Annotated in this window: 19 protein-coding genes; 10 read left to right on the top strand and 9 right to left on the bottom strand. The window is 62.5% G+C overall.

What is annotated here, in order from left to right; translation table 11 throughout:
• Nucleotides 1-71: 71 nt before the first annotated feature.
• The 3 genes from EPO61_00300 to EPO61_00290 form a co-directional block, all read right to left on the bottom strand.
• A complete protein-coding gene (locus EPO61_00300; protein ID TAJ11067.1) occupies nt 72-473 on the bottom strand; it encodes a response regulator in 402 nt (133 codons plus the stop codon).
• 296 nt (nt 474-769) lie between these two features.
• The gene (locus EPO61_00295) at nt 770-2,224 is read right to left on the bottom strand and encodes a PAS domain S-box protein (GenBank protein TAJ11066.1); all 1,455 of its coding nucleotides are present in this window, start codon (nt 2,222-2,224) and stop codon (nt 770-772) included.
• Between the two features lie 14 nt (nt 2,225-2,238).
• The gene (locus EPO61_00290; protein TAJ11065.1) at nt 2,239-3,612 is read right to left on the bottom strand and encodes a sigma-54-dependent Fis family transcriptional regulator; all 1,374 of its coding nucleotides are present in this window, start codon (nt 3,610-3,612) and stop codon (nt 2,239-2,241) included.
• Between the two features lie 205 nt (nt 3,613-3,817).
• On the opposite strand from EPO61_00290, the gene lipB reads away from it, so the two are divergent.
• From lipB to EPO61_00265, 5 genes are all read left to right on the top strand, one after another.
• Nucleotides 3,818-4,522, top strand: a complete 705-nt coding sequence (gene lipB, locus EPO61_00285; GenBank protein TAJ11064.1) for a lipoyl(octanoyl) transferase LipB — start codon at nt 3,818-3,820, stop codon at nt 4,520-4,522.
• Nucleotides 4,523-4,584: 62 nt separating this feature from the next.
• A complete protein-coding gene (locus EPO61_00280; protein TAJ11073.1) occupies nt 4,585-5,775 on the top strand; it encodes a Glu/Leu/Phe/Val dehydrogenase in 1,191 nt (396 codons plus the stop codon).
• A 108-nt stretch (nt 5,776-5,883) separates the two neighbouring features.
• The gene (locus EPO61_00275) at nt 5,884-6,270 is read left to right on the top strand and encodes a hypothetical protein (protein TAJ11063.1); all 387 of its coding nucleotides are present in this window, start codon (nt 5,884-5,886) and stop codon (nt 6,268-6,270) included.
• A 1-nt stretch (nt 6,271) separates the two neighbouring features.
• Complete coding sequence (locus EPO61_00270; protein ID TAJ11062.1) at nt 6,272-6,664, top strand: hypothetical protein; 393 nt, start codon at nt 6,272-6,274, stop codon at nt 6,662-6,664.
• Nucleotides 6,661-6,948, top strand: a complete 288-nt coding sequence (locus tag EPO61_00265; GenBank protein ID TAJ11061.1) for a hypothetical protein — start codon at nt 6,661-6,663, stop codon at nt 6,946-6,948. The genes EPO61_00270 and EPO61_00265 overlap by 4 nt, the downstream gene beginning before the upstream one ends.
• Nucleotides 6,949-6,963: 15 nt before the next feature.
• On the opposite strand, the gene EPO61_00260 is transcribed toward EPO61_00265, so the two are convergent.
• Both EPO61_00260 and EPO61_00255 read right to left on the bottom strand, forming a co-directional pair.
• Complete coding sequence (locus EPO61_00260) at nt 6,964-7,611, bottom strand: hypothetical protein (GenBank protein ID TAJ11060.1); 648 nt, start codon at nt 7,609-7,611, stop codon at nt 6,964-6,966.
• A gap of 54 nt (nt 7,612-7,665) precedes the next feature.
• Entirely contained in the window at nt 7,666-8,040 is a 375-nt protein-coding gene (locus EPO61_00255) for a group 1 truncated hemoglobin (GenBank protein TAJ11072.1), read from the bottom strand.
• A gap of 246 nt (nt 8,041-8,286) precedes the next feature.
• Between EPO61_00255 and EPO61_00250 the strand changes: the two genes are divergently transcribed.
• Nucleotides 8,287-9,231, top strand: a complete 945-nt coding sequence (locus EPO61_00250) for a LysR family transcriptional regulator (protein TAJ11059.1) — start codon at nt 8,287-8,289, stop codon at nt 9,229-9,231.
• Between the two features lie 85 nt (nt 9,232-9,316).
• A complete protein-coding gene (locus tag EPO61_00245; GenBank protein ID TAJ11058.1) occupies nt 9,317-9,769 on the top strand; it encodes a hypothetical protein in 453 nt (150 codons plus the stop codon).
• A gap of 80 nt (nt 9,770-9,849) precedes the next feature.
• Here EPO61_00245 and EPO61_00240 read toward each other — a convergent pair whose 3' ends face one another.
• The 4 genes from EPO61_00240 to EPO61_00225 form a co-directional block, all read right to left on the bottom strand.
• A complete protein-coding gene (locus tag EPO61_00240; protein TAJ11057.1) occupies nt 9,850-11,316 on the bottom strand; it encodes an amino acid permease in 1,467 nt (488 codons plus the stop codon).
• Nucleotides 11,261-12,004, bottom strand: coding sequence for a gamma-glutamyl-gamma-aminobutyrate hydrolase family protein (locus EPO61_00235; protein TAJ11056.1), 744 nt, complete (start codon nt 12,002-12,004; stop codon nt 11,261-11,263). Before EPO61_00235 ends, EPO61_00240 begins: the two co-directional genes overlap by 56 nt.
• Before the next feature lie 19 nt (nt 12,005-12,023).
• A complete protein-coding gene (locus EPO61_00230; protein ID TAJ11055.1) occupies nt 12,024-12,410 on the bottom strand; it encodes a hypothetical protein in 387 nt (128 codons plus the stop codon).
• A gap of 208 nt (nt 12,411-12,618) precedes the next feature.
• Nucleotides 12,619-13,068 carry a hypothetical protein gene (locus tag EPO61_00225; protein TAJ11054.1) on the bottom strand — a complete coding sequence of 150 codons (450 nt, stop codon included), beginning with the start codon at nt 13,066-13,068 and terminating at the stop codon, nt 12,619-12,621.
• A gap of 378 nt (nt 13,069-13,446) precedes the next feature.
• Here EPO61_00225 and EPO61_00220 point away from each other — a divergent pair, with 378 nt between their 5' ends.
• The 3 genes from EPO61_00220 (at nt 13,447) to EPO61_00210 (ending at nt 22,199) form a co-directional block, all read left to right on the top strand.
• Complete coding sequence (locus EPO61_00220) at nt 13,447-13,773, top strand: hypothetical protein (protein TAJ11053.1); 327 nt, start codon at nt 13,447-13,449, stop codon at nt 13,771-13,773.
• Nucleotides 13,774-13,783: 10 nt separating this feature from the next.
• The gene (locus EPO61_00215) at nt 13,784-16,585 is read left to right on the top strand and encodes a hypothetical protein (protein TAJ11052.1); all 2,802 of its coding nucleotides are present in this window, start codon (nt 13,784-13,786) and stop codon (nt 16,583-16,585) included.
• Between the two features lie 67 nt (nt 16,586-16,652).
• Complete coding sequence (locus EPO61_00210; protein ID TAJ11051.1) at nt 16,653-22,199, top strand: hypothetical protein; 5,547 nt, start codon at nt 16,653-16,655, stop codon at nt 22,197-22,199.
• Nucleotides 22,200-22,265: the final 66 nt, after the last annotated feature.

Here is a 22,265-nt window from a genome sequence, read left to right as displayed (position 1 = left end):
ATAACCAATTAGCGAATGGCTCGGAGGCGGTCAGCCCCTTTTCTTGCCATTTGCCATAGGCGATAGGCTTTCTATCTCGAGTTGCCATTTGCTCCCGTCTTGTGGTCCAACAAGTCCTTGACGGCGGTCTTCAAGTCGCTCATGCGCACCGGTTTGCTGAAATAGGCCGTCACGCCTGCTTGCAGCGCTTCCGTCCTGACTCTGGGGTCTCCGAAGGCGGTCATCAGGATGATCGGGCAGCTTGGCGCCACGGTCCGCAGTCGGGCGACATAGTCGAGCCCCCCCGCCGGCATGCGGAGGTCCGTCAGGATGAGGTCGGGCTGGTGCTCGGCGATGCGCTGCAAGGCCTCGTCTCCGTCCCCTGCCTCCACAATCCGGAGGCCCAAGTCCCAAAATTCATCGCAGATGAGGCTTCGCATCGCCGTATCATCTTCCACTACAAGCAACACCGCAGACTCCTTTATTGCCACCATGACTCCTTTGGACCCTTAAGGAAGGGCTCCGTACGATCCTCTCCTTCGCAATAGATATGCCTGTCTGAAGCAAGCGGGCCATTCGGACCAGCACGATCGAGAAGAACACAGGAGGGACGCGGGTTTCCCTATCCGACAATGGCAGTGACTCGTAAGGTTGGATCATAGGATGTGGGGTGAATGGGGACAAGTACGGCGCAAGCGATCGCCCGCTCGGTCCCAGAATTCTACAATCGGACAGAATATTAAGGAGGAAGAACCAACCAAAATGGAATGTTGAACGAGCGGGAAACGAGTTATTGGGACGGAGAAACAGGCAACATGAGGGTAAAGGCCGTGCCCTGGTCTTTCTGACTTTCCACGGTGATTGACCCGCCATGTTCCTGCAGTATCCCGTGGACGACCGTGAGCCCAAGGCCGGTTCCCTTGCCGACCTCCTTGGTCGTAAAAAATGGGGTGAAAATCTTCGTCAGGTATTCCGCAGGAATCCCGTGGCCCGTATCGGCCACCGTGACGGTCACGTGGTTGCCGGTCGGCTCCGCCGCGATGCGGAGCTGGCCCCCTTCCGGCATCGCATGCACGGCGTTGATGAACAGGTTCAGGAAGACTTGGCTCATCTGATCCTGGTCGGCATGGACCGGCGGGAGGTCGAGGGGAATCGTCGTGTCCACCTTCACATGGTGCCGTGCCAGCCGCTCGCTCAGGATCTCCAAGCACGTTTCCACGGTGGTCCGCAGATCCATCGCGCGCCGCTCGCTCGGGCGCCGCCGGGCGAAGGTCAGCAATTGGTTCATGAGCTTCGTGATCCGCTCCACCTGCGCGACGATGGTTTCCAACCCCTTCTTGGTCTGCTCCTCCTGGGTCTTCCGCATCAGGAACTCGGCTCGGCCCAGGATCACGTTCATGGGCGTGCCGATCTCATGGGCCATGCCGGAGGCCAGGGTGCCCAGCTCGGCCAGCCGCTCGGTCTGGCGAAGCTGTTCCTCCAGGTCCTTGCGATGCGTGATGTCGAGGCCCACTCCGCCGACATAGCGTGTTCCTGACGAATCTCTGAAGGGAAACTTCAGCACCAGCCACTGACGGAGTTCTCCCTTCGCATCGGGAATGACCTCGACATGCTCGATGGTGGTGTCTGCGACGAGTGTCTTGGCGTCATGATCGTGCAGCTTGTGCGCGATGTCTGACGGCCAGACTTCAAAGACCGATTTGCCGAGCACGTGGGCGGCAGGCTTATTCAGGTGCATCTCGAACGGGCGGTTGACGTAGACGTAGTGTCCTTGGGTGTCTTTCAGGAACGCGATCGTAGGGCTGTTGTCCATGAAGGCTTTGAACCGGGCTTCGCTTTCCTGGAGCGCGGCCTCGGCTCGCTTGCGCTGGGTGATGTCGCGCAGAATGACGGTGAAAAACTTTCCCGTGGAGGTGTCGAACTGGGAGATGGAGGCTTCGGCCGGGAACTCGTCCCCGTCCGCGCGAAGGCCCGTGACCGTGCCCAGCATCCCCATGCGCCGGTTGGTGACTCTGGTATGGCCGAAGGTTTCGATGTGGCCCTGGTGCGCCGGGCGAAACCGCTGCGGGATGAACCGGTCGATGGGTTGGCCGAGGGCATCCGTGGCCGCGCAGCGGAACATCTGCTGGGCGGCCGGATTGAACAGGACGATGCGCTGTTCGGCGTTGATCGTGATGATCGCGTCCATCGCCGACTCGACGATGTGGCGGAGGTGGGCTTCGCCGATCAGCTCATCATCGATCATGCTCCCGCGGCTCCTTACGACTTCCTGTTTCGCTCTTCGATTTCCGCCAGCTTCCGGTAGAGGGTCTTCCGGTCGATGCCCAGGGTTTGGGCCGCCTGGTACTTGTTGCCGCCGGTTTTTTCCAGGATGCGGAGAATGTATTCTTTCTCCACGTCGGCCAACGGCAGGACGTGCTCCGCCGCCTCGTCGATGACCGCTCGGTCGCCGCGCGCGCCTTGGATGGCCGGCGGCAGATCGTCCGGGACAATCTTCTCGCCCCGCGCCAGCGTGACGGCCCGCTCGATGACGTTTTCCAGCTCCCGCACGTTGCCCGGCCAGGGATAGTCCATGAGGAGCGCCAGGGCGGTCTCGTTCATGCCGCGCAGGTTCTTGTGGCTGGCTTCCGCGCACTTCTTGAGGAACGCCTCCACCAGCATGGGGATATCCTCCCGACGCTCCCGCAACGGCGGTAGGTGGATCTCGATGACGTTCAGGCGGTAGTAGAGGTCCTCGCGGAACCGCTTCGCCTTGACCTCTTCGGCCAAGTGCAGATTCGTGGCGGCGATGATGCGGACGTCCACGGGCATGGACTTCGTGGCGCCGACCCGCCGGATCTCCCGCTCCTGGATGGCGCGCAGGATCTTGGCCTGGAGCATGAGCGGCAATTCGCTGATCTCGTCCAGGAACAGGGTGCCCTTTTGCGCTTCTTCGAACAGGCCCCGCTTGTCCCCCTTGGCGTCGGTGAAGGCGCCCTTCATGTGGCCGAACAACTCGCTTTCCAACAGGGCTTCCGGGATGGCCGCGCAGTTCACCGGCACGAAGGGGGCGTCGCGCCGTTCGCTGTTGTAGTGGATGGCCTTGGCAACCAGTTCCTTGCCGGTCCCGCTCTCGCCGGTGATCAGGACGTTGGTGGGGCTGTCGGCGACCCGGCGGATCAGGTCGAAGACCTGCTGCATCGGTTTGCTCTTCCCCAGGATCTGGTGGAAGCTGTACTCCTTGTGCACCTCGCGCCGCAACCGGCCGACTTCGCGCCGCAGGGAGGCCTCGCGCAGGGCTTTTTCCATGACCAGGATGAGTTCTTCTGTCTTCACCGGCTTCGTGAGATAGTCGTAGGCTCCTTGTTTCATGGCCTCGATCGCGCTCTCCACCGAGCCGAAGGCGGTCATCACAATGACGTTGATGTCGGGGTACGTCCGCTTGACCTCTGCCAGCAGTTCGATTCCTTGCATTTCTTTCATGCGGATGTCCGTCAGCACCACCGAGTATTCTTCCTCGGCCAGCTTCTTGAGCGCCTCGCGGCCATTGGACGCCACCTGAACTCGATGGCCCCGTTCCTCCAGCACGTCTTTGAGCAGGGCCCGCATGTCCGGCTCGTCGTCCACAATCAGGATCGCGCTCGAATTGTCCATTTAGGATGCTTGCTCCGGGATGCTGTGATCGCCGCGTTGCGCCCGTAAGGGTAATCTCTTTCCAGAGGCGGGTCAAGGATGCCGGGGCTCTTTCATCGGAACCGCCTCGCGGCCCGCTCCTGATTGTCCGGGTCCCGGGGCTGTGCTATGCTGATTTCCCGATTCGCCTTGTTCTGCACGAGCTTGTTCAACGGGAGCGGTCGTCGTGTCCACACCCGCTGCGCTCTTCAATGTTGGCCGTTTGGACTATGCCCAAGCCTGGGACCTGCAACATCGGCTGGTCGAGGAACGGGCCGCCGACCGCCGTCCCGACACCCTGCTGTTGCTCGAACATGAGCCGGTGTTTACGGTCGGGCGGACCGGAAAGGACGACCATTGGAAGGACCTTGCTGCCGAGGGGATTCCGGTCCATCGTGTGGAACGGGGCGGCTCGGTGACCTATCACGGGCCGGGCCAGCTCGTCGGCTATCCGATTCTGAAGCTGACCGACCATTGTCCCGGCCCCAAAGCCTACGTGGGGCTTCTCGAGGAAGTGGTGATCCGGACCCTGGCTGACTGGGGGATCACCGGGCGGCGGGTGGAGAAGCTGCCGGGCGTGTGGATTGGCGGTGAGCCGGCTGAAAAAATCGCCGCGGTCGGCGTGCGCATCAACAAGGGGATCACCATGCACGGGTTCGCCTTGAACGTGAATGTCGATGTGACCCCGTTCAGCCGGATCACGCCTTGCGGTATCGCCGGTTGCCTGGTGACGTCCATGGCCGCGCGGCTCGGCGGGTCGGCGGACATGCCCTTGGTCCGGCGGCAGGTGGCGGAACACTTCGGGCGATTGTTCGATCTTGGCTGGACCGAGCCGGACCAGGCTGAGGCTGTTCTGTCGGCTGGTGTGGGAGGCGGAAGAGGATTGCTGTGAACGAACTCGACAATCATACGTTCCGTTTGGCGGTCGCGCAGTTCGATCAGGCGGCCGAACGGATGCATCTGGACCAAAATCTTCGCGAGCGGCTGAAACTTCCGGAACGGTCGCTGTTGGTGAATGTGCCCGTGCGGATGGATGACGGCACGGTCAAGATGTTTGCCGGCTACCGCGTGCAACACGATTCGTCCCGCGGTCCGTCCAAGGGAGGCGTTCGGTACCATCCTGACGTCAACCTGGGGGAAGTGGCGGCATTGGCCATGTGGATGACCTGGAAATGTGCATTGACTGGTTTGCCGTATGGCGGGGCGAAAGGCGGCGTTCGGGTCAACCCCAAGCAGCTCTCCCGCGCGGAACTGCAGCGACTCACCCGGCGCTACGCCGCCGCGATTTTCCCGCTCATCGGGCCGGACAAAGACGTGCCGGCGCCGGACGTGGGGACGGACGCGCAAGTGATGGCCTGGATGATGGACACCTACAGCATGCAGGTCGGCTATGCGGTGCCGGGGGTGGTCACGGGCAAGCCCCTGTCCATCGGCGGGAGCTTGGGACGCGAAGAGGCGACGGGCCGGGGCGTGGTGGATGTGACCTTGGAGGCCATGCGACACCTGAAACTGGATATCCAACAGGCGACGGTGGCGATTCAAGGATTCGGGAACGTGGGGGCCCACACGGCCCGCATCATGGCGGAGGTCGGCGCCAAGGTGGTGGCGGTCAGCGATGTGAGCGGCGGGCTCTACAACGCCAAGGGGTTGCACATTCCCGAATTGCTGACCTGGTATCGCGCGAACGGGCAGACGCTCAGTGCCTGCACAATGGGCGACCGCATCACCAACCGGGAACTCTTGGCACTGGACTGTACGGTGCTGGTGCCGGCGGCCCTCTCCGAGCAGATCACCAAGGCCAACGCGGCAAAGATCTCCTGCCGGATTCTGGCGGAGGGGGCCAACGGTCCGACCACGCTGGAAGCGGATCAGATTCTGACCGACAAGGGCGTCTTCGTTATCCCCGACATTCTGGCCAATTCGGGCGGTGTCATCGTGTCCTATTTCGAATGGGTCCAGGACATGCAGCGGTTCTTCTGGAACTCCCTGGACATCCGGGACCGGCTGCATGAGATCATCACGGCGGCCTTCCACCGCACATTGCAATTCTCCCAGCAGCACGGGGTGACGATGCGCATGGCCGCACTGATGAGCGGCATTGATAAGGTGGCGCAGGCGCATCTGGCGCGCGGGCTCTATCCGTAGAACAAGTGAACAGGTAATCGTGAATTGTGAACGGACAGAAGGGGTCAATGCGCTCAGGACCGCTCCCTTTCCCGGTACCATTCACTACTCACCATTCACGGGGCCTTGATGAAGTACGTCCTTGCCGCGATCGCCGGGATTTGGATGGCCGACGGGCTGGCCCTGTTGGTAGCGCCCCGCCTCGTGATTGCGCGGGTGCGGGAGGCGCTGGCCTTGTCCCCCACCCTCTTGCGCTGGGAAGGGGTAGCCGTCTGTCTGGGCCTCCTGCTGCTCTGGGGCGCCGCCGGCCTCCATTATGAGCCGCTCTGGATTGTGACGGGCCTGGCAATGGTCGTCAAAGGGACTTTCCTGGCTCTCGGGCCCGAAGGGCTCAAAAAGAACATATTGGAATGGTGCCTGCAACGGGAGGATGTGGATTACCGGTTTTGGGGCCTGGCCTTGTGCACGCTGGCGTTGCTCCTGCTGCGGGCCTTGGGTTGGCTGGAGAACGAGTGAGATGATCCAGACGTTGTTCGTGGGCGGACTCATCAGTGTGGTGTGGGTCGGGATCGGCGTGGCGATGATCGCTCTGCCCGCCTGGTGGCAGGAACGGATGCGGCTGGCATTGGCCGATCCTTTGGGCGGTCTGCTCATGGCGCAAGGGATGATCCTGGGCGGGTTGTTGCTGTTCCTGGGGGCGGCTCCTCTGCGAGGGCATTGGCTGTGGGCCGCCCTCGGCGTGCTCACGGTCGTCAAGGGATTGCTGCTTCTGGGCATCTCGGCACCCTTGCGCGACCGATTGATGGAGTATTGGGGGCGAACCCCAGCCTGGCTGCACCGGCTGGCCGGGGTTCTCCTGCTGGCCTTGGGCACGTTGCTGGCGATGGATGTCTTGCAAGGAACGTTGTGAACGATCTCCTCGAACTCTGGCAGAGGCACAAGGGTGCGGGCTGGCCAACCTTCTCCGATCCGAACCAGGGTGAGCTGATGACGCTGGACACCGTGATCAGCGGCTGCGTCACCTACTACTTGGACTCGGCCGAGGGGCTGGACCCTCAGCGCGTCGTCATGGTGGAGGATTGTCTGGCCGACCTGAACGGGCTCTTGCCCGATCTCACCGATGAGGCCGCCGCCTACTTTGAACGAGTGCGCGCCTTGGCCTGTCTGCTGCTGGCCGCGTCCTCCCGCCGCTGAGCGGCGTGTCTCCTGCTACACCGCCCTGCTGCTGCCCGGCCTCGCTCCGATCTCAGACTGTAAGAACTGCGCGGTCTGCTCGCGTCCGTGGAACCCGATGAGCGTCACACCGTCTGGGCGCAGGAGCGCCGGGACGGCAAGGCAACCGTTTTGCTCCCACTCGTGCTGCCAGCCTGAGGTCGTGGCGACGATCTCGTGCCGGTCCAGCTGCGCGAACGACAGGCCGGTGAAGCCCGCCTCCGCGGCGAGGCGATCGAGCGTCTCGGGATCGGACAGGTCCGTTCCCCGGCACCAGAAGGCGCGATAGAGCAGATCCTTGAAGGCATGGCCCCGTTGCCGATCCATTGCCAAGGCCAAGGCTGCGGCGCGGATGGCTCTCGCGGTGTTCGGCTTCCCGCCCGGCGCCTCGATCGGCAGCTCCGGCGCCCGCAGACGCACCGCCTCCACTTCCCGCTCCAGGGCCTCCGTCAACTCCCCGTTCCATGAAACCAGGGGCACGGGCAGCCCTGGAGCATGTTGGACGCCCCGCCAGGAGAGGCGCTCGGTGATGTCCAGCCTGCCGAGCTCTTCATTGAGGGCATAGCAGAAGGGACAGTTGAAATCGCTGTAGACGATGACGGGGGCTTGCATGGCCGACTCCTCGCATAGTTGAACCACAGGCATGGCTGACCCACAGGGGGCGGGGCGTAACCGCCCCGCCCCACCGTGCCCAGCGGCTCACGGCCCTTCGACGATGTCTTGCTTCATCGGACCCAGAAGGCCCAGGAGTTCGTTCTTTTCCGTCGCGGGCACGTTGAATGCGTTCAAGGCGTTGACCAGGTCTTCCACGAGGGCGTTGAAGTCCGCATTCGAGATCTTCATCCCGGCATGGGTGGTCTTCATGTCGCGGCCCTGGTAAGTGCAGGGCCCGCCGGAGGCCATGCAGACTTGGTCCACAAGGTGCCGCTTCAGCTTGGGAATATCCGTCGTGGCGAAGCGGCCGTTGATGCGCCGGTCCTGCGCCACGTTGGCCACGAATTGATCCACCACGGCGGTGATCGCCGTCTTGCCTCCCAGCCGGTTGTAGAGGGATGCGGCCGGCGCAGCCTCCATCGTGCCGCAGCCCAGGCTGCTCAACAGCAGCCCAGCCAGAGCCAGGGCGACGATCGTGCGAGGGAAACGGACGCATACGGACTTGGTGCTCACCTCATGTCTCCTTTCGTGATAGCCGCACTTGTTGCATCGCGGCACGTTTGGTGGTTGACGGGGGGACTGTAGCGGGGCTAAGATGCATAGGTCCAATACATTGTTTTGATAATTGCCATAGCTTATGCCTATTGAACTTGTCGGAGGGTCGTCATGGAAATGCGACAGTTACGCTATTTTTTGGCTGTGGCCGAGGCGCAGAACTTCACGCGGGCGGCTGAGGCCGTGCATGTCTCCCAGCCGTCTCTCTCGGTCCAGATCGCGTCCTTGGAAGAAGAACTCGGCGCGCCGCTCTTCGATCGCCTCGGCCGGCGCGTCGCCCTGACCCAGGCTGGCCAGGTCCTGCGCGAGCATGCGCAACAGGCCTTGCGGGAACTCGAGCAGGGGACGCAAGCCATCCATGCCCTCACGGGCGCGGAGCGTGGCCGCCTGTTGGTCGGCACCCTGTCCACCGTGAACGCTTATCTGATCCCGCCGCTGGTCTCCCGGTTCAGGCAGCGTTTCCCCCAGGTCCAGCTGCAGATCCAAGCCCGGCCTTCCGCCGACGTCGTGGCGGATCTTCTGGCGAACCGTCTGGACTTGGGCCTCTGTCTCCTCCCGGTCGGGAGCGAACGTCTGGTCACGAGCCGCCTCTTCGAGGAAACCCTTTGCCTGGTGGCGCCGGCCGGCTTTCCACGCAAGGGCAGCCGCATGAAAATGCGGGAGCTGGCCGGCCTTCCGTTGATTCTGATGCCGGCCGACTATTGTTTGCGCAAGATGGTCGAGGCGGAATGTGCGGAGGCGGGCGTGCGCCCGCAAGTGTCCATCGAGATGACGTCGCCGGAGGGCATCCTGGAGGCGGTGAAACAGGGGGCGGGATTGACGATCCTGCCGGAGCTGTTCGTCCGGCATCAGCTGGCGGGCGGCGCCTTGCGGATCATCGAGCTGCGCGATCCGGCGCCCAAACATCCGGTCGGCTTGGCGTATCTTGCCAACCGGCATTTAGGCCTGGCCGCGCAGGAGTTCATCCGCCTTTGCCGAAGCACCTTGGCCGACCTGCATGTCGATGGCTCGGGGAAAGCGGCCAACGGGCGAGCCAGGGTTGCCGCGGCCGGCTGATGGCCGGCGTCCAGCTCTCCTCGACCGACATACACTTGCACAGGGTTTCCGGATATGGCATCATGCCGACCTTCGGAGTTGCCGGATGGCACACCTCATGGAATATGTCGGCTGCGTCCATATCTTCCTCGGCCCCTACCGCGGGAACCCCATCGCCCTGTATCTGAATCGGGGTGAGAGCGGGTGCCAGATCGGACCCAAATCCTATCCCTGGAACGATGTGGTGGGTAAGGGCGAGACGCCGAACAAGGCCGCGGCCGACTTCGAAGACAAGTGGAAAACCAAGGGCCTTGCGGCGGATATGTACTCCGGCCCTTCCTGGGAAGGGGGAATCAAGCCGGAACGCCCGGCCCCGCCGAAGCCGGCGGCTCCTCCCAAGCCTGCTGCCGTCGCTGCGGTTCCTGGAACGGAAACAGCCGCTGCTGTTCCCGCCGTTCCTCCGAAACCGGCCCCCGCTCCTGCCGCTGCCAAACCAAGCGCCCAGACCGAAACAGCCGCCCCGGCCGGATCATCGACTCCGGCCGCCGACCCAAGCTAACCTCTGCAGAATTGATTGATTTGTTGATCGGCTGATTTGCTGACCGGAAGCAGTCGCCGTCGCTTCAATCAGCCAATCACTCAATCGTCAATTTTCGCAGCCAGTCGGCTGTGGTGCTTCCCATAGAGGAAGTAGACCACTGTGCCGATCACGCTCCACACGCCGAACCGGATCCAGGTCACCGTCGGCAGGAATGCCATCAGGCCTAGACAAGCCGCCATGCCCAGCAGCGGAATCCAGGGCATGAACAGGATGCGGAAGGGCCGAGGCTGGTCCGGTTTAGTCCGCCGCAACACGAGCACCGCCGCGCAGACCAGGACAAACGCAAAGAGGGTGCCGATGTTGGTCATGTCCGCTGCCTCGCCGATTTGGACGAACGCGGCCATGCCGGCCACGCCGAGGCCGGTCAGCAGCGTCGCATGATGGGGGGTGCCGAACCGGGGGTGGACGGCGGAGAGCCAGGGGCCCAGCAGTTGGTCGCGCGACATGGCGAAGAAAACGCGGATCTGCCCGATCATCATCACAAACAGGACGCTCGTAATCCCCGCCAGGGCCCCGGTGGCGACCAGGGCTGCGCCCCAGCGAAAGCCCGCTACACGTAGGGCTTCTGCAACCGGCGCATGGATGTCGATTTGTTGATAGGGGATCATGCCGGTCAGGACGGCCGACACCAGCACATACAGGACGGTGCAGAGGCCGAGCGACGTAATGATGCCGATGGGCAAGTCTTTCTGCGGGTTGTTGGCCTCTTCGGCGGTCGTTGAGACCGCGTCGAAGCCGATAAAGGCGAAGAAGACGATGGCCGCCGCCGCTCCGACCCCTTGAAATCCGTTCGGCATGAACGGGACCCAATTGGACGGGTCCACGGAGGACGAGCCTACGGCAAGAAAGAACACGATCACGGCGAGCTTGATCATGACGATGAGCCCGGTCGCCCTGGCGCTTTCTTTCATCCCGCGTATCAGCACGGCGGTGACGCAGAGCACGATGATCGCCGCCGGCAGGTTGATCATCCCTCCGTCCACGCCAGGCGGATGAGTCGCCCAGGCCGGCAGGTGGAGGCCGAGCGTTTTCAGGACATTGTTGAAATAGCCGGACCAGCCGATGGCGACTACGACGCAGGCGACGCCATATTCCAGAATCAGATTCCATCCGGTGATCCAGGCCAGAAATTCGCCCAGCGTCGCATAGGAATAGGTGTAGGCGCTGCCGGCCACAGGCATCATCGCGGCGAATTCGGCATAGCAGAGGGCAGCCAACGCACAAGCCACACCGGAAAGGATGAACGACAGGATGATGCCGGGACCTGCGCCGGGACGGTTGGCGTCTCCGACCACGGCTGTGCCGACCAGGACGAAAATGCCCGTGCCGATGATGCCCCCGATGCCGAGCGCCGTCAGGTCCCAGACCGAGAGGGACTTTTTCAGCCGGTGCTTCGGATGGTTGCTGTCGGCGAGAATCTGTTCGATGGATTTGGTCCGGAAGAGAGAATTAGCCACGGCGGGCGGCCTGGAGAAAAGCTTCGAACAGGCGGCATTGCACCGCATAGCGGTCGAAGAGATATTCCGGATGCCACTGGACCCCGAGGAAGAAAGGGTAGCGTCGGCGGTCGGCCGCCTCAATCGCTTCGATCACGCCGTCGGGCGCCACGGCGGTCGCGATCAGCGAGGGGGCGACGGTCTTGACCGACTGATGGTGTGAACTGTTTACGCGGAGGCTGGCTTGACGCGTGATCCGCCGCAGCAGACTGTCGGGCGCGACGCGCACCGCATGGGCGTACTCGGTGGCCGGACCCGGGGCCCGGTGTTGCAGGGCCTTCGTGAGCTGCGAGCCGATGTCCTGGATGAGGCTGCCTCCCAATGCGACGTTGATCGCCTGCATGCCTCCGCAGATCCCGAATACAGGGAGCGGGGACTTCATGGCTCGACCGACCATAGCTTGTTCGAACGCATAACGCTGTCGGCTCATGACGCGGAACTTGTATCGCTGGCGCTCGCCATACAGGGACGGAGGCAAGTCCGGGCCGCTGCCTGTCAGGAGCAAGCCGTCCATCCCCTCGAACAGCCGGCGCTGCAAAGCCGGGTCGTCCGTCAAGGGGAGAATCACCGGCACCCCGCCGAGTGCCTCGATGGCGCGGGCATAGCGGGCGCGCAGAAAGTAGGTCGGCTCTCGGCCGCCCATGTCTTTTCGATCGCCGGCATTGAAGTCCGGCGTGACGCCGATCAATGGTTTCATGGCGAGGGCGTGGGCGCCGCTATTTCCCCGGCTCGGTCGTCAGGGAGGCGCCGTCATTCTCCGAGGCCACGCCAAGAAACCGCACCGGCTTGTCTCCCTGCAGGTGCTCAGGGGTGAGAACATAGGTTCCGTACACGCTGGTGTGCCAGACCGACTTGGCCGCATCCAGATTCCCGCCGGAGAAGACGTAGGTCAGGCCGCCTGTTACTCCGCCGAGGATCGCAAAACAGACTTTGGTGGCACCATAGGGAAGCGTGAGCAGCCAACTGGCTGCCTGCAGCCCTGCGCCTTTGGCCGACCCCTGGGATGCGTCTTCCGTCCCCTGGGCCGCGATCACCGGAACGACGGCCAGGTGCACGAGCGCCACCACCAGCAGCACCGCCAGCCCTTTCATCATTGTTCGCACGGGAATTCCTCCTTTCCTGACGTCCGGCCGGATACCATCCTATGGGGGATTTTGACCCAGCTTCCCACAGGCTGTTGTATATAGCAAATTCCAGAGCTTATGCAAACCCTTCTGTCATAGTCGCAAGTCAGAAAGTCAGAAAGTCGAAACGTCCGGACCGACAACTTTCGGGACGTGCGGACGTGCGAGACGTTCGACTTTGGCTACGTCATGGCGCGGCCAGGTCCAGCTCGGCGAGAATCTGTGATTTCAGTCGGTCTGCCTGCTGCTCTACCGCTTGATTCAGCTCGTTTACGAAGGCGTCAGCCGCGATGCGGCTGTTTGCCTGTTGAATCCCCGCCTTGATGGCCAGATCCAACTTGAGCGAGCAGAGACCTTGGATAAGCAGTTCCCTGGCCCGGCTCTCGTAGGTTGGTCGTTCCGCAACGGCGATGGAAGCCAGGGCCTTGCGCAGCCAGGCCTCGAAGTCGAGCGCCTGGCTGGCGCGGGCAGTTTGCGCCTCGTTCACTTCGACCGCCACCTGCACACCGCCTTTCCAACTCCGTTTCTTGACGTTGAAGACGCAGGCCACATGCGACGGAAGGGCCTCAACAGGCTCCGGCCCGTAGAAGAGCGTGATGCGGTAGGGGGGCAGTTCGGGGCTGGGCTGCGACAGCATGCTGTGGGTTCCTCGGTCTCTTATGCCACAGGCGTTCACGTGACACAAGGCCGGACTCTCTCTATCGACCGGGTCATGAATTTGACTCACTGTTGCGCCGGCCCCACAGGCTCGACAAAGGTCTGGAGAAATTCGTCCACAGCGAGACGCTAGCAGGAATGCGGAGATGCGAAAAATCCGGCATCGGCATCTGACGCAAGGCTATGGGCACGGTATTTGCGTCACTTGACGCACCCGAAGAAAACGGTCTTATTTTGCACGGCTCGTTCCGGTCCCGATGAAAAAGGTATTGCCTGCAGCGTGGCAATACCTTTTAATGGCTGGCAAGGCGTTTGACGGCTTCGAGATGCGACAACGTAACATATGGAGGAGGTGCCCATGGATCTGTCATCGAACTATGCAATGATTCGCTCGGGAAAATCGCTCGGCCTCGTCCTCGCGCTCGGCCTCTGGGCGGCCGCCGGCTGCGCGACCTCCGGCGACCTGGAGCAGATCAAGCAGGAGGCGCAACAGGGGGAGAGCAAGCTGCGGGCGGACCTGATGAAGGAGCAGACGCAGTTCTCCACCTTGGCGAAAGAGAACGAAACGCTGCGCGCCGCGCATGCCAAGATATCCCAGTCCGTCAAAGAATATCTGAAAGCCGAAGAGGCGCGCCATGTGGACGCCCTCAATCAAGTCCGGGCCACGATGAAAAACCTTGAATAGGGAGAGGCTCATGGCGCGCGTACACTCGCACGAATCGAACGCCAGCCGCCGCTCCGGCTCCGGTATTCTTCTCGCGACCGCCCTGCTGTTGGCCGGCTGCGCCTCCTCCGGCGACGTGGAGCAGGCGCGGCACGAGTCCGAGCAGGCCAAGGCCAAGATGCGCGCCGAACTTCAGCAGGAGCAGGCGCTGGCTGCCTCGATGGAAAGAGAAAGCGAGGCCAAGAAGGCCTCCGCCGAGAAGCTGGCCCAGGCTTTGAGGGGGAAGGGGAACGGCAAGCCCTCATCTCTCGGCGCTTCGGGCTCTTGCCCGGCAAATACCAATACCAATCAGCTAGCGGTCCAATTGGTCAATGACAGCAACCTGCACGACAGCCAGGTCTATGTGCTCCTGACCGGGAAAGGCATCGGATGGACCTCCAGCGGCGTGCCTAGCGGTCTTGCGTATCTTGATATCGGCGTGAACCCAAGCGGAACGCAGACGGCCGGCCCATTGAGCAGTCTCACGCCATGCGGCACGACCATATCCCCCTACACCGGCGCCACTCAGAATGTGTATCAATTCTCGGTCGCCGCGATCAGCAGCGGGCGCCTCATGGTCTCCTATACCGCGCCGGTCGCCGTCACAAACGGCGCGTTTCCGACCGGCACCGAGTCGTTCCGCTGGGACAAGATGGAGCTTGCCTATCCGGCTCCGGGCGGCGCGGACCTGACGTCCATGGACTTCTTCGGCATTCCGATGCAATACGACTATCTCGATGCCGGCAACAACGTCATCGCCACCATGACCTATTACACGTCGACGAGCACGATTCTGAACCAACTCTATGGGCTCAGCCCACAGATGGGAGGCGCGTTTCGGCCGTCAGGGTGGACTCCGAGTCAGGGCGTATCGCCGTTCATCCGCGTCATGGGCCCTTCGCTCCTGGCGTCCAATTCGACGACCGGCTCTCCGGCGCCCTATCCAAGTTACGGGTCGTATCTGGCCTCCCTGGTCGGACAGTCATTCGCCGACAACGGGTTCTCGAATGCCGGTTGCCCGGCCATCCCTTACTCCTACAATGGAAAGTTCGCTTCCAACGGGAAGGGCGGATATACCGTGACGTTAACGGGCACCACGACCGGAGCGCCATGTGGAATCCCCCCTGGCGCAACGACGGCCCAAGGTACGGCGACCATCGCTAGCCAAGCGGTGACGGCGGTGACCATCACCAACCCCGGCAGCGACTATTTTAGCGGTGCGCCGGCGGTCACCTTCACCGGTGGCGGAGGGTCCGGCGCCCAGGGAACCGCCACCCTCTCGCCGAGCGGGATGGTGTCGGGAGTGACGATCTCCCACGGCGGCACCGGCTATACCTCGGCGCCGACCGTCACGATCGCCGCTCCGCCAACTCCGCCGGCCAACGTGGTGCTCCCGGCGAATCTCACCGTGACCGTGAACCTGCCGGCTCCTTCCTCCAAGGCTGGATACGACGTGAACCTCTATGGTGCGCCTGCCACGGCCTTCACGGTGCCGACGACGGGAATGACCCCGCAACAAATCGCCTCCGTCCCCAACAGCCTCTATGCGGTGATTGCGGGGGATTTCATGGCGGGCATGAACTTCGGATATGCGGGCAAGGGGAGCAACGTCCCGCAGAATACTGCGAATTGGTACAGCAATCCGCCGACCCTCTACCCCTTCGGCGGCGCCCGTAAGACGAACGATGGCTACTACAATCCCTATGCCGCGGTCTTTTACAACCTGTCCGATGCCTATGGCTTTGCCTACAGCGACCGCGGTGGACGGCCCAGTCCCTTCGTGCCGGTGCCGAGCAACGCAACCACGCTGCGCGTCACCATCCTGAATGACACTCGTCTCGACGCTCCGATCGTGACCGTCTCGAATCCGACGAACACCTCGCTGACGATTGCGTGGCCGGCCAGCAGCGGCGCGACGGCCTATACGGTCAATGTGACCTACGGCGGGGGCATTCCGGTTCCCGGGGTCACCCTGACGCCCGCCACGCCCAGCCCGTCCGGCACGACCATCTCGGGACTGAGCCCCGGCACCACCTACCAAATCAGTGTCACGGCCACAGGCCCCAATTCGATTCAATCCTATACCGTTCCCGTCTATGGCACGACCACCGGGCGGATCACGCCTCCAAGCGGGTCCATACCATTCGGCACCAGTCTCAGCTGGTCGGCGAATACTTCGGGGAAAATCCCCGCAGGCTATCAGGTTTCCATCAATAACGCGCCCTATACGCTCGGCGCCAGCGCTCCCATCCAGGGCGCCCCAGGGCTCAACGTGTATGGACTCACCATCACCGATGGGAGCAGCAGCACCGTTTACCAGGGGAATTATGTTGTCAACCTCTCTTCCCTGACTCCCTCGTCGATCCCCCCTGGCGTCACCTTTGGCGCGCCGAATGTGGGATCGTCTTTTGCCAGGGGAACCACCACCGTTTCCGGCGGCGCGGTGAATGGGGTGACCGTCACCAACGGCGGCAACGGCTATACCTCGGTGCCGGGCGTCGGGTTTGACCCGTCGCCGGGCGGCACGGCGGCCCAGGGCACCGCCGCCCTCTCTGGTGAGTCGGTGTCCTCGGTGACCGTCACCAACGGCGGCAGCTATACCATGTTTAATATCAACAATGCCTTCCTCACCCCTCCCATCTCCAATCTGTTGACTCCGGGGTGGAATGGGGGGAGTGCGAACAGTTTCCCGACCGTGTCCATTTTGAATAACAATACCCTCGGGATTGGCACACCCTTTGCGCCGGTGCCTGGCAAGCAGGCCTCAACCGTCTGTTTTCCGGGTCATTGCTAGCAGCGTTGATCTCGTCCTCCCGGTTGAGCCAGGGCGGGCCGGGCCATCGCAAGATCGCTGCGCAGAGATGCGAGTTAGGAGAAGGAGGATCGGTATGACGACAGACGATACGGCCACGATCATCCAACGTCGCGCGCAGACCGGGACCGTGGCCCTGCTCATGTGTGTGGGCCTCTTGACCGGCTGCGCCTCCTCCGGCGACGTGGAGCAAGTCCGGCAGGAGCGGGAGCGGGCCAAGGCCAAGATGAGCGCCGAACTGCAGCAGGAGCGCAAGCTTGCCCAGTCTATGGAACAGGAGAGCGAGGTGCGAAAGGCCGAGGCCGACAAGCTGGCCAAGGCCTTGGGGGGAAAATCTCAAGCCCCGTTGGGGGCTCCGCTCCGAGGCACAGCGTCAAGCATCACCCTGAGCCAGGCCGTGACTAACTACAACAATGGTCAGTGCCAGCTGACCATACCGGCAAACCCGCCCGTCGTGCCGCAAGCCGTCACGGCTTTGCATATTGCCAGCGGTACCCCTTGTCAAAACGTGACCGTGGGCACGTCGGATGCAACGTTCACTGCGCAAGCGCCTCTGATGCCTGTCATCGTCGGCTCGGGCGGCACCCTGACCCTGCAGGACCAGGCCATGACGCTCTATGCCAGCTCTTTCCTGATCCGGAACGGCGGCGCGATGCAGGCGGGCTCGGTGACGGCGCCCATTCAAAGCCAGATCACGATCGTCATGGCCGGCAACGCCTCGGCGGCGCTCCCGCCCACGGCGGGCGACCAGAACCCCAATGCCCGCGACCTCACCGTCATGGACGGGGGAACCCTGGCGCTCTATGGCGGCAAAGGCCTCTCGGCGAGGCCGGACGGCACGCAAAACAATCCCCTCCGGAATCCGATATTCATCAACACGGTTTTCGGCACGAAGAGCTGGACCTATCTTTCGGTGCCCGCCGGGCCGGCCAAGTATAACGACGCGGAAAACGTCAGCGCGCCCGTGCCGGCGACGAATCCGGACACGACGTTGACGTTGGCAATGCAGGTGGACTGGCAGGTCAACGACTGGGTGGCCGTCGCTACGACCAGCTTTACTTCGCATCAGACGGAGATCGTGCAGATCTGCAGCATCGCCGCCGTGGCCAACCCGGAAGCCTCCGCCAAGACCCCCATCCCAGGCACGCCGGCCCAGGTGAGCCAGCTCACCCTCTGCTCGGGCACGAAGCTCAAGCACTACCACTATGGCGGGCTCGCGCCGACGCCGGGGCTCTTTCCGGCCAAGACGAAACAGGTCGTCGTGCCAGGCGGCAACGCGATCGACGTCAGCCGCCAAGCCAAAAGCTTCTATGACGACCATCATCGCAATTATGGGATCGACGAAAGGGCGGAGGTGGCCCTGCTGTCCCGGAACATCAAACTCACTTCGGCGGCCGGCCAAACCACCGACGCCAACAATTTCATCGGCGGCCACGTGGTCACAATGGTCAGCGGCACGACCAGCCCCACCCTGACGTTGGTGGGCGTGGAGATTGAAAAGTTCGGCCAGGCCCTGGTGGGACGCTACCCCGTCCACTTGCACAAACTGCCCAGTGGGACCAACGTCCTGATTCAGGACGTCAGCGTGCACCACAGTTACAACAAGTGCTATGTGGTTCACGCCACGGGGAATGCCAACTTCTACAACAACGTCTGCGTCCGCACCGTCGGCCAGGGGGTCTACCTGGAGGACGGGACCGGCATCACCGGCAACCAGTTCATGCGGAACCTCATCGCCGGCACCATGGCGGCCAACAGCACCTATTCCTACCCGCGACAAAATGGCAGCACTTATTGGGACGGCGACAACTTGCAACGCTCCTATTCGTCCGCCACCTGGTATGCCACCAGCGGCATCCCGGACACCTCATTTTCGGGCGCCAATGCCGTCTGCCCCGGTGGGTCCTGCATGCCCGGACCTGATCTTTTCCATCCCGGTGGATTCTGGATTACCAACCTCGGCAATACCTTCGTCAACAATTCGGTGGCCGGATGCCAGGCCCAGGGACGAGCCTATTGGCTCTTGACTCAGAACAACCAGCGCTTTGCCTATCCGGAGTTTACCGGCAACCGCTCGCATGGGTGTTACAACGGCATCGATACCAATGCGGATACCGTCATGGCGCTGAATCCCCAACCCTTCCTGCCATCGTCGTCCTATCCCGTCACGGGCGTGACGATTCCACCCATCACCATCACCAGTCCGACGCCCCTGCCCAGCGGCACGCAAACGGTGACCATCGCCGGAACCAACATCCAAGCCGGCACATGGCCCGTCACGAACATCAACAATAGCCGGCAACCGTATACGTTCGGGATCAAGAACGCGATCGTCACCGGGACCTATTCGGGCAGCGGCGGGACTTGGCAACTGCCGGCCTATCCCGTTTTTACGGCCACGAAGGTCACGAACCAGCCCATCGTCATTACCGTTCCGGGCGGCATTCCTGCCCCCCCGACGAATACGCAGGTGACGATCACCGGGACCGGAACTGCCGCCGACAACACCTGGACCGTCACGAACACCGGCACCAGCACTTTCTCGCTCAATAACTCGACCAGCAGCAGCAACGCGGGCTTTCCTGTGACTAATACGGGCAACTGGCAGCTGCAGGCTCAGAGCATCACAGGGGTCGCGCTTCCGCCCATCGTCGTGACGACCACTTCGACTCCCCCGTCCACCGGAACCCAGGTGACGATCTCGGGAACGGGCACCTCGGCCGACAACACCTGGTTCGTCACCACGCCCGCCGTGGGTTACGGCTCCGGCACCTTCTCGCTCAATGGCTCGACCGGCACCGGAACCTATGGAGGCAGCGGCGGCACGTGGCACGTCGCCCGTCAGGCTCCGGTACTGCTGCTCAATGACAACACCGTCACCCGCTCGCGTTTTCGCGGTGTGTGGATCAGGACCATCTACACGGCCCTGCACAACAACCGGTTGGCCACGAATCCCTATGGCTTCTCCTTGCTCGGCGGCGGCGGCCCCGAGGGCAATCCGCCGGGTTATTGGGGCCTGGCCCATGAAAACGTGATTGCCGGCATGACGCGAAACAATGTGGAGCGGTATCCGGCAGGCTGTGCCTTTCCCATCACGAGTGCTGCGAGCACTGCCGGACCGGCGCCGAACTACCTCGTCATCACCAGTCCGGTCATCCCCCCGCAAAATGCCCAGGTCCAAATCTCCGGGGTGCAGGGCTACACGTCGGCCAATGGCGGCTGGACCGTCGGGACCACGACGGGCACCACCTTCCAGACCACCGGCTCCGTCAATGCCGGATCTTCTTCGGGGAGCGGCATGTGGCAATATGCCGGCAGCAATGCGCCCTCCTGGCCAACGGAATGCACCGATGTGCAGTTGAGTTCGGGGCTAAGCGGCTGGGGAAACTTTCCCACTCCCAATTTCCAGGCCGCGATGAACATCCAAGGCTACAGCTACTACGACGGCCCGGCCCGCATCGAGCACAACCGTTTCGTCAATTTCCGCTTCGATCCGACCGGCATCCATCCGAACAACCCGGCAGCCCGGTTACTGACCAAGACCGATATTCAGACCATCGCGGCGTTTGACACGGTCCAGAATGCGAATCCGCCGCTCGGCACGCTGGGACAACTCCAGGGCGCTCCTCAGTTGAACGGAACCGTCACGGCCCTTTTCAACGGCTATGTCGGAGATGCGGCCACGGGCTGGATTCAATCGAACCAACAAACCGTCCCCCCCACGCAGTACATCCAGAACAGCATTTGGGACAATGTGGATTTCAAGCATCAAGTCTATACGGAGGCGGTCAATCTGGGACCCTTTAACGACGGGGATAAGACGACCGTCATCCTCGACAAGGACGGCCAGTTGTCAGGCTTGAGGGTCGTGGACGGGAGCGGGACCTCCCATCACGATCTGGTCCCCGTCTCGCTCAACAGCGTGGACTACTACGCCACGGAGTACACCGTGGACGAGCCCCATTCGCGCGGGCCCAACGATTTTCGCTCGACTTCGTTGATGAGCCCGCACAAATACGCCACCTTGAACATCGAGTCGGTTGACAACCCCCCGGGCGGCATCCCGGCGACGTTCCGCGTGGAAATCAAGCGGGACATGCCGGCCTACGGCGATACGGTGTATCCCTATCTGTTTCTCAACGGTCGCGGACAGAATCCGATTTACGAACCCTTTGTCATGGACCGGATGGGCTACACGGTCTATGGGAAAACCGGCACCGAACACCAAACGACGACACCGGCCGCCTTCCAGAATCGGCTGCTGTTCAGTTATACGGATCCGGCCGTGAAAAAAGCCGGAGACTTTTTTGTCAACCGCATCGCGGTCTATCAGCAGGTCACAGACCCGACGAAAATCAACGTCTCCCGGATTCGTCGCCAGTGGGGGGAGCCCTATGACAATCCTCTCGTGTGGCCGCCAGGCTATATCCCGCCAGGCGGCACTTCCACTTCCTGCGATAGCGCGTTCTTTGCCTGGCAGGCCTATGCGGAGCCCCGTTGGCAAGATTGCCTGGCCCGCGCGAATAACCAAGCGCCTCCGGCTCCGTGGCCGGGGGGACCGACCCAATATTCCGGCGGGATGACGTTACCGCAAGCGACGAGCTGGCAGCAGTTCGAACAGCCCTACAAGACCCTGATGGGCATAGCCAAACCAACCGCAGCCGACATCGCGACCTTCATTGCCGCTCAGACCTATTACTATGACGCCGCGAACAACATGCTGTACTTCTACATGATCGAAGAAAAGCCGGTGCAGCGCCAGTATTCCCCCTTCGGAACCTGCGATGCAGCCAATTACAATACCGGCGTGAACTATCTCGCGCAAATTCAGCAGATCAAGAGTTTCAGCGATCCCAGCGGCGTGCAAGCCGCCCTGGATGCGTCCTGCCTGGTTGCTCAAAAAACCCCGCAACCGACCGACCTCTTTGCCTGCCACGAAACCGGTTGCGCGGCCTATCTGGTGAACTTCACCAATGCCACGGTAGGGACGCCCCCTTCCTGCTCGCCCTGCGTTCCGCCGCACCCCATTGCCCGCACCGATTACAGCGCCTGGAACCAGTACCACTTCGTCTATGCCACACCGCCGCAGCAGCCCAATGGCCTGCCGGTGCCGACCACCGCACCTCAAGACGGCACGGCATTGCCCGCCTTCCTGGCGCCTGTTGATGGAACGCCACCCCCGGCCGGTGATCAAGTCACCTATTCCTTCTTGACGATACCCGGCCCAAGAGTTCCCGTGACGGAAAATTTCCGCTACCATTGCGTCACGAACCCGCCCTGGTCGGCGGTAAACTCCAGGGGCGCCTATCCGCCCGCGGGCGGCTTTACCTATCCTCTGAGCCCTTCTGTGTGTATGGCGCCTGCCCAGGGAACCGCCGTCATGGAAGCGGGAGTCGTGTTGCAGGTGGTCGTCACCAATCCCGGTAGCGGTTATACCTCGCCGCCGACGGTCACGATTACCCCCCCTGCCAGCGGAATGCAGGCTCAGGGAGTCGCCACCATCGCCAATGGATCGGTGACCGGGGTGACTATGACGAATCAAGGCAGCGGCTATAACTTCGGACCGCAAGTTACGTTTTCTCCTCCTTCCCAGTGAGCGGAGGTCTGGGGAGTCGCCATCGGGTTCCCCCACTGGACTAACGGGTGTGAGAACAAGGTTGTC

It is taken from the genome of Nitrospirota bacterium, assembly GCA_004296885.1.
Taxonomy (GTDB): Bacteria; Nitrospirota; Nitrospiria; order Nitrospirales; family Nitrospiraceae; genus SYGV01.
The sequence above is the reverse complement of the archived record's forward strand: the minus strand, read 5'-3'. Positions and strand labels throughout refer to the sequence as shown.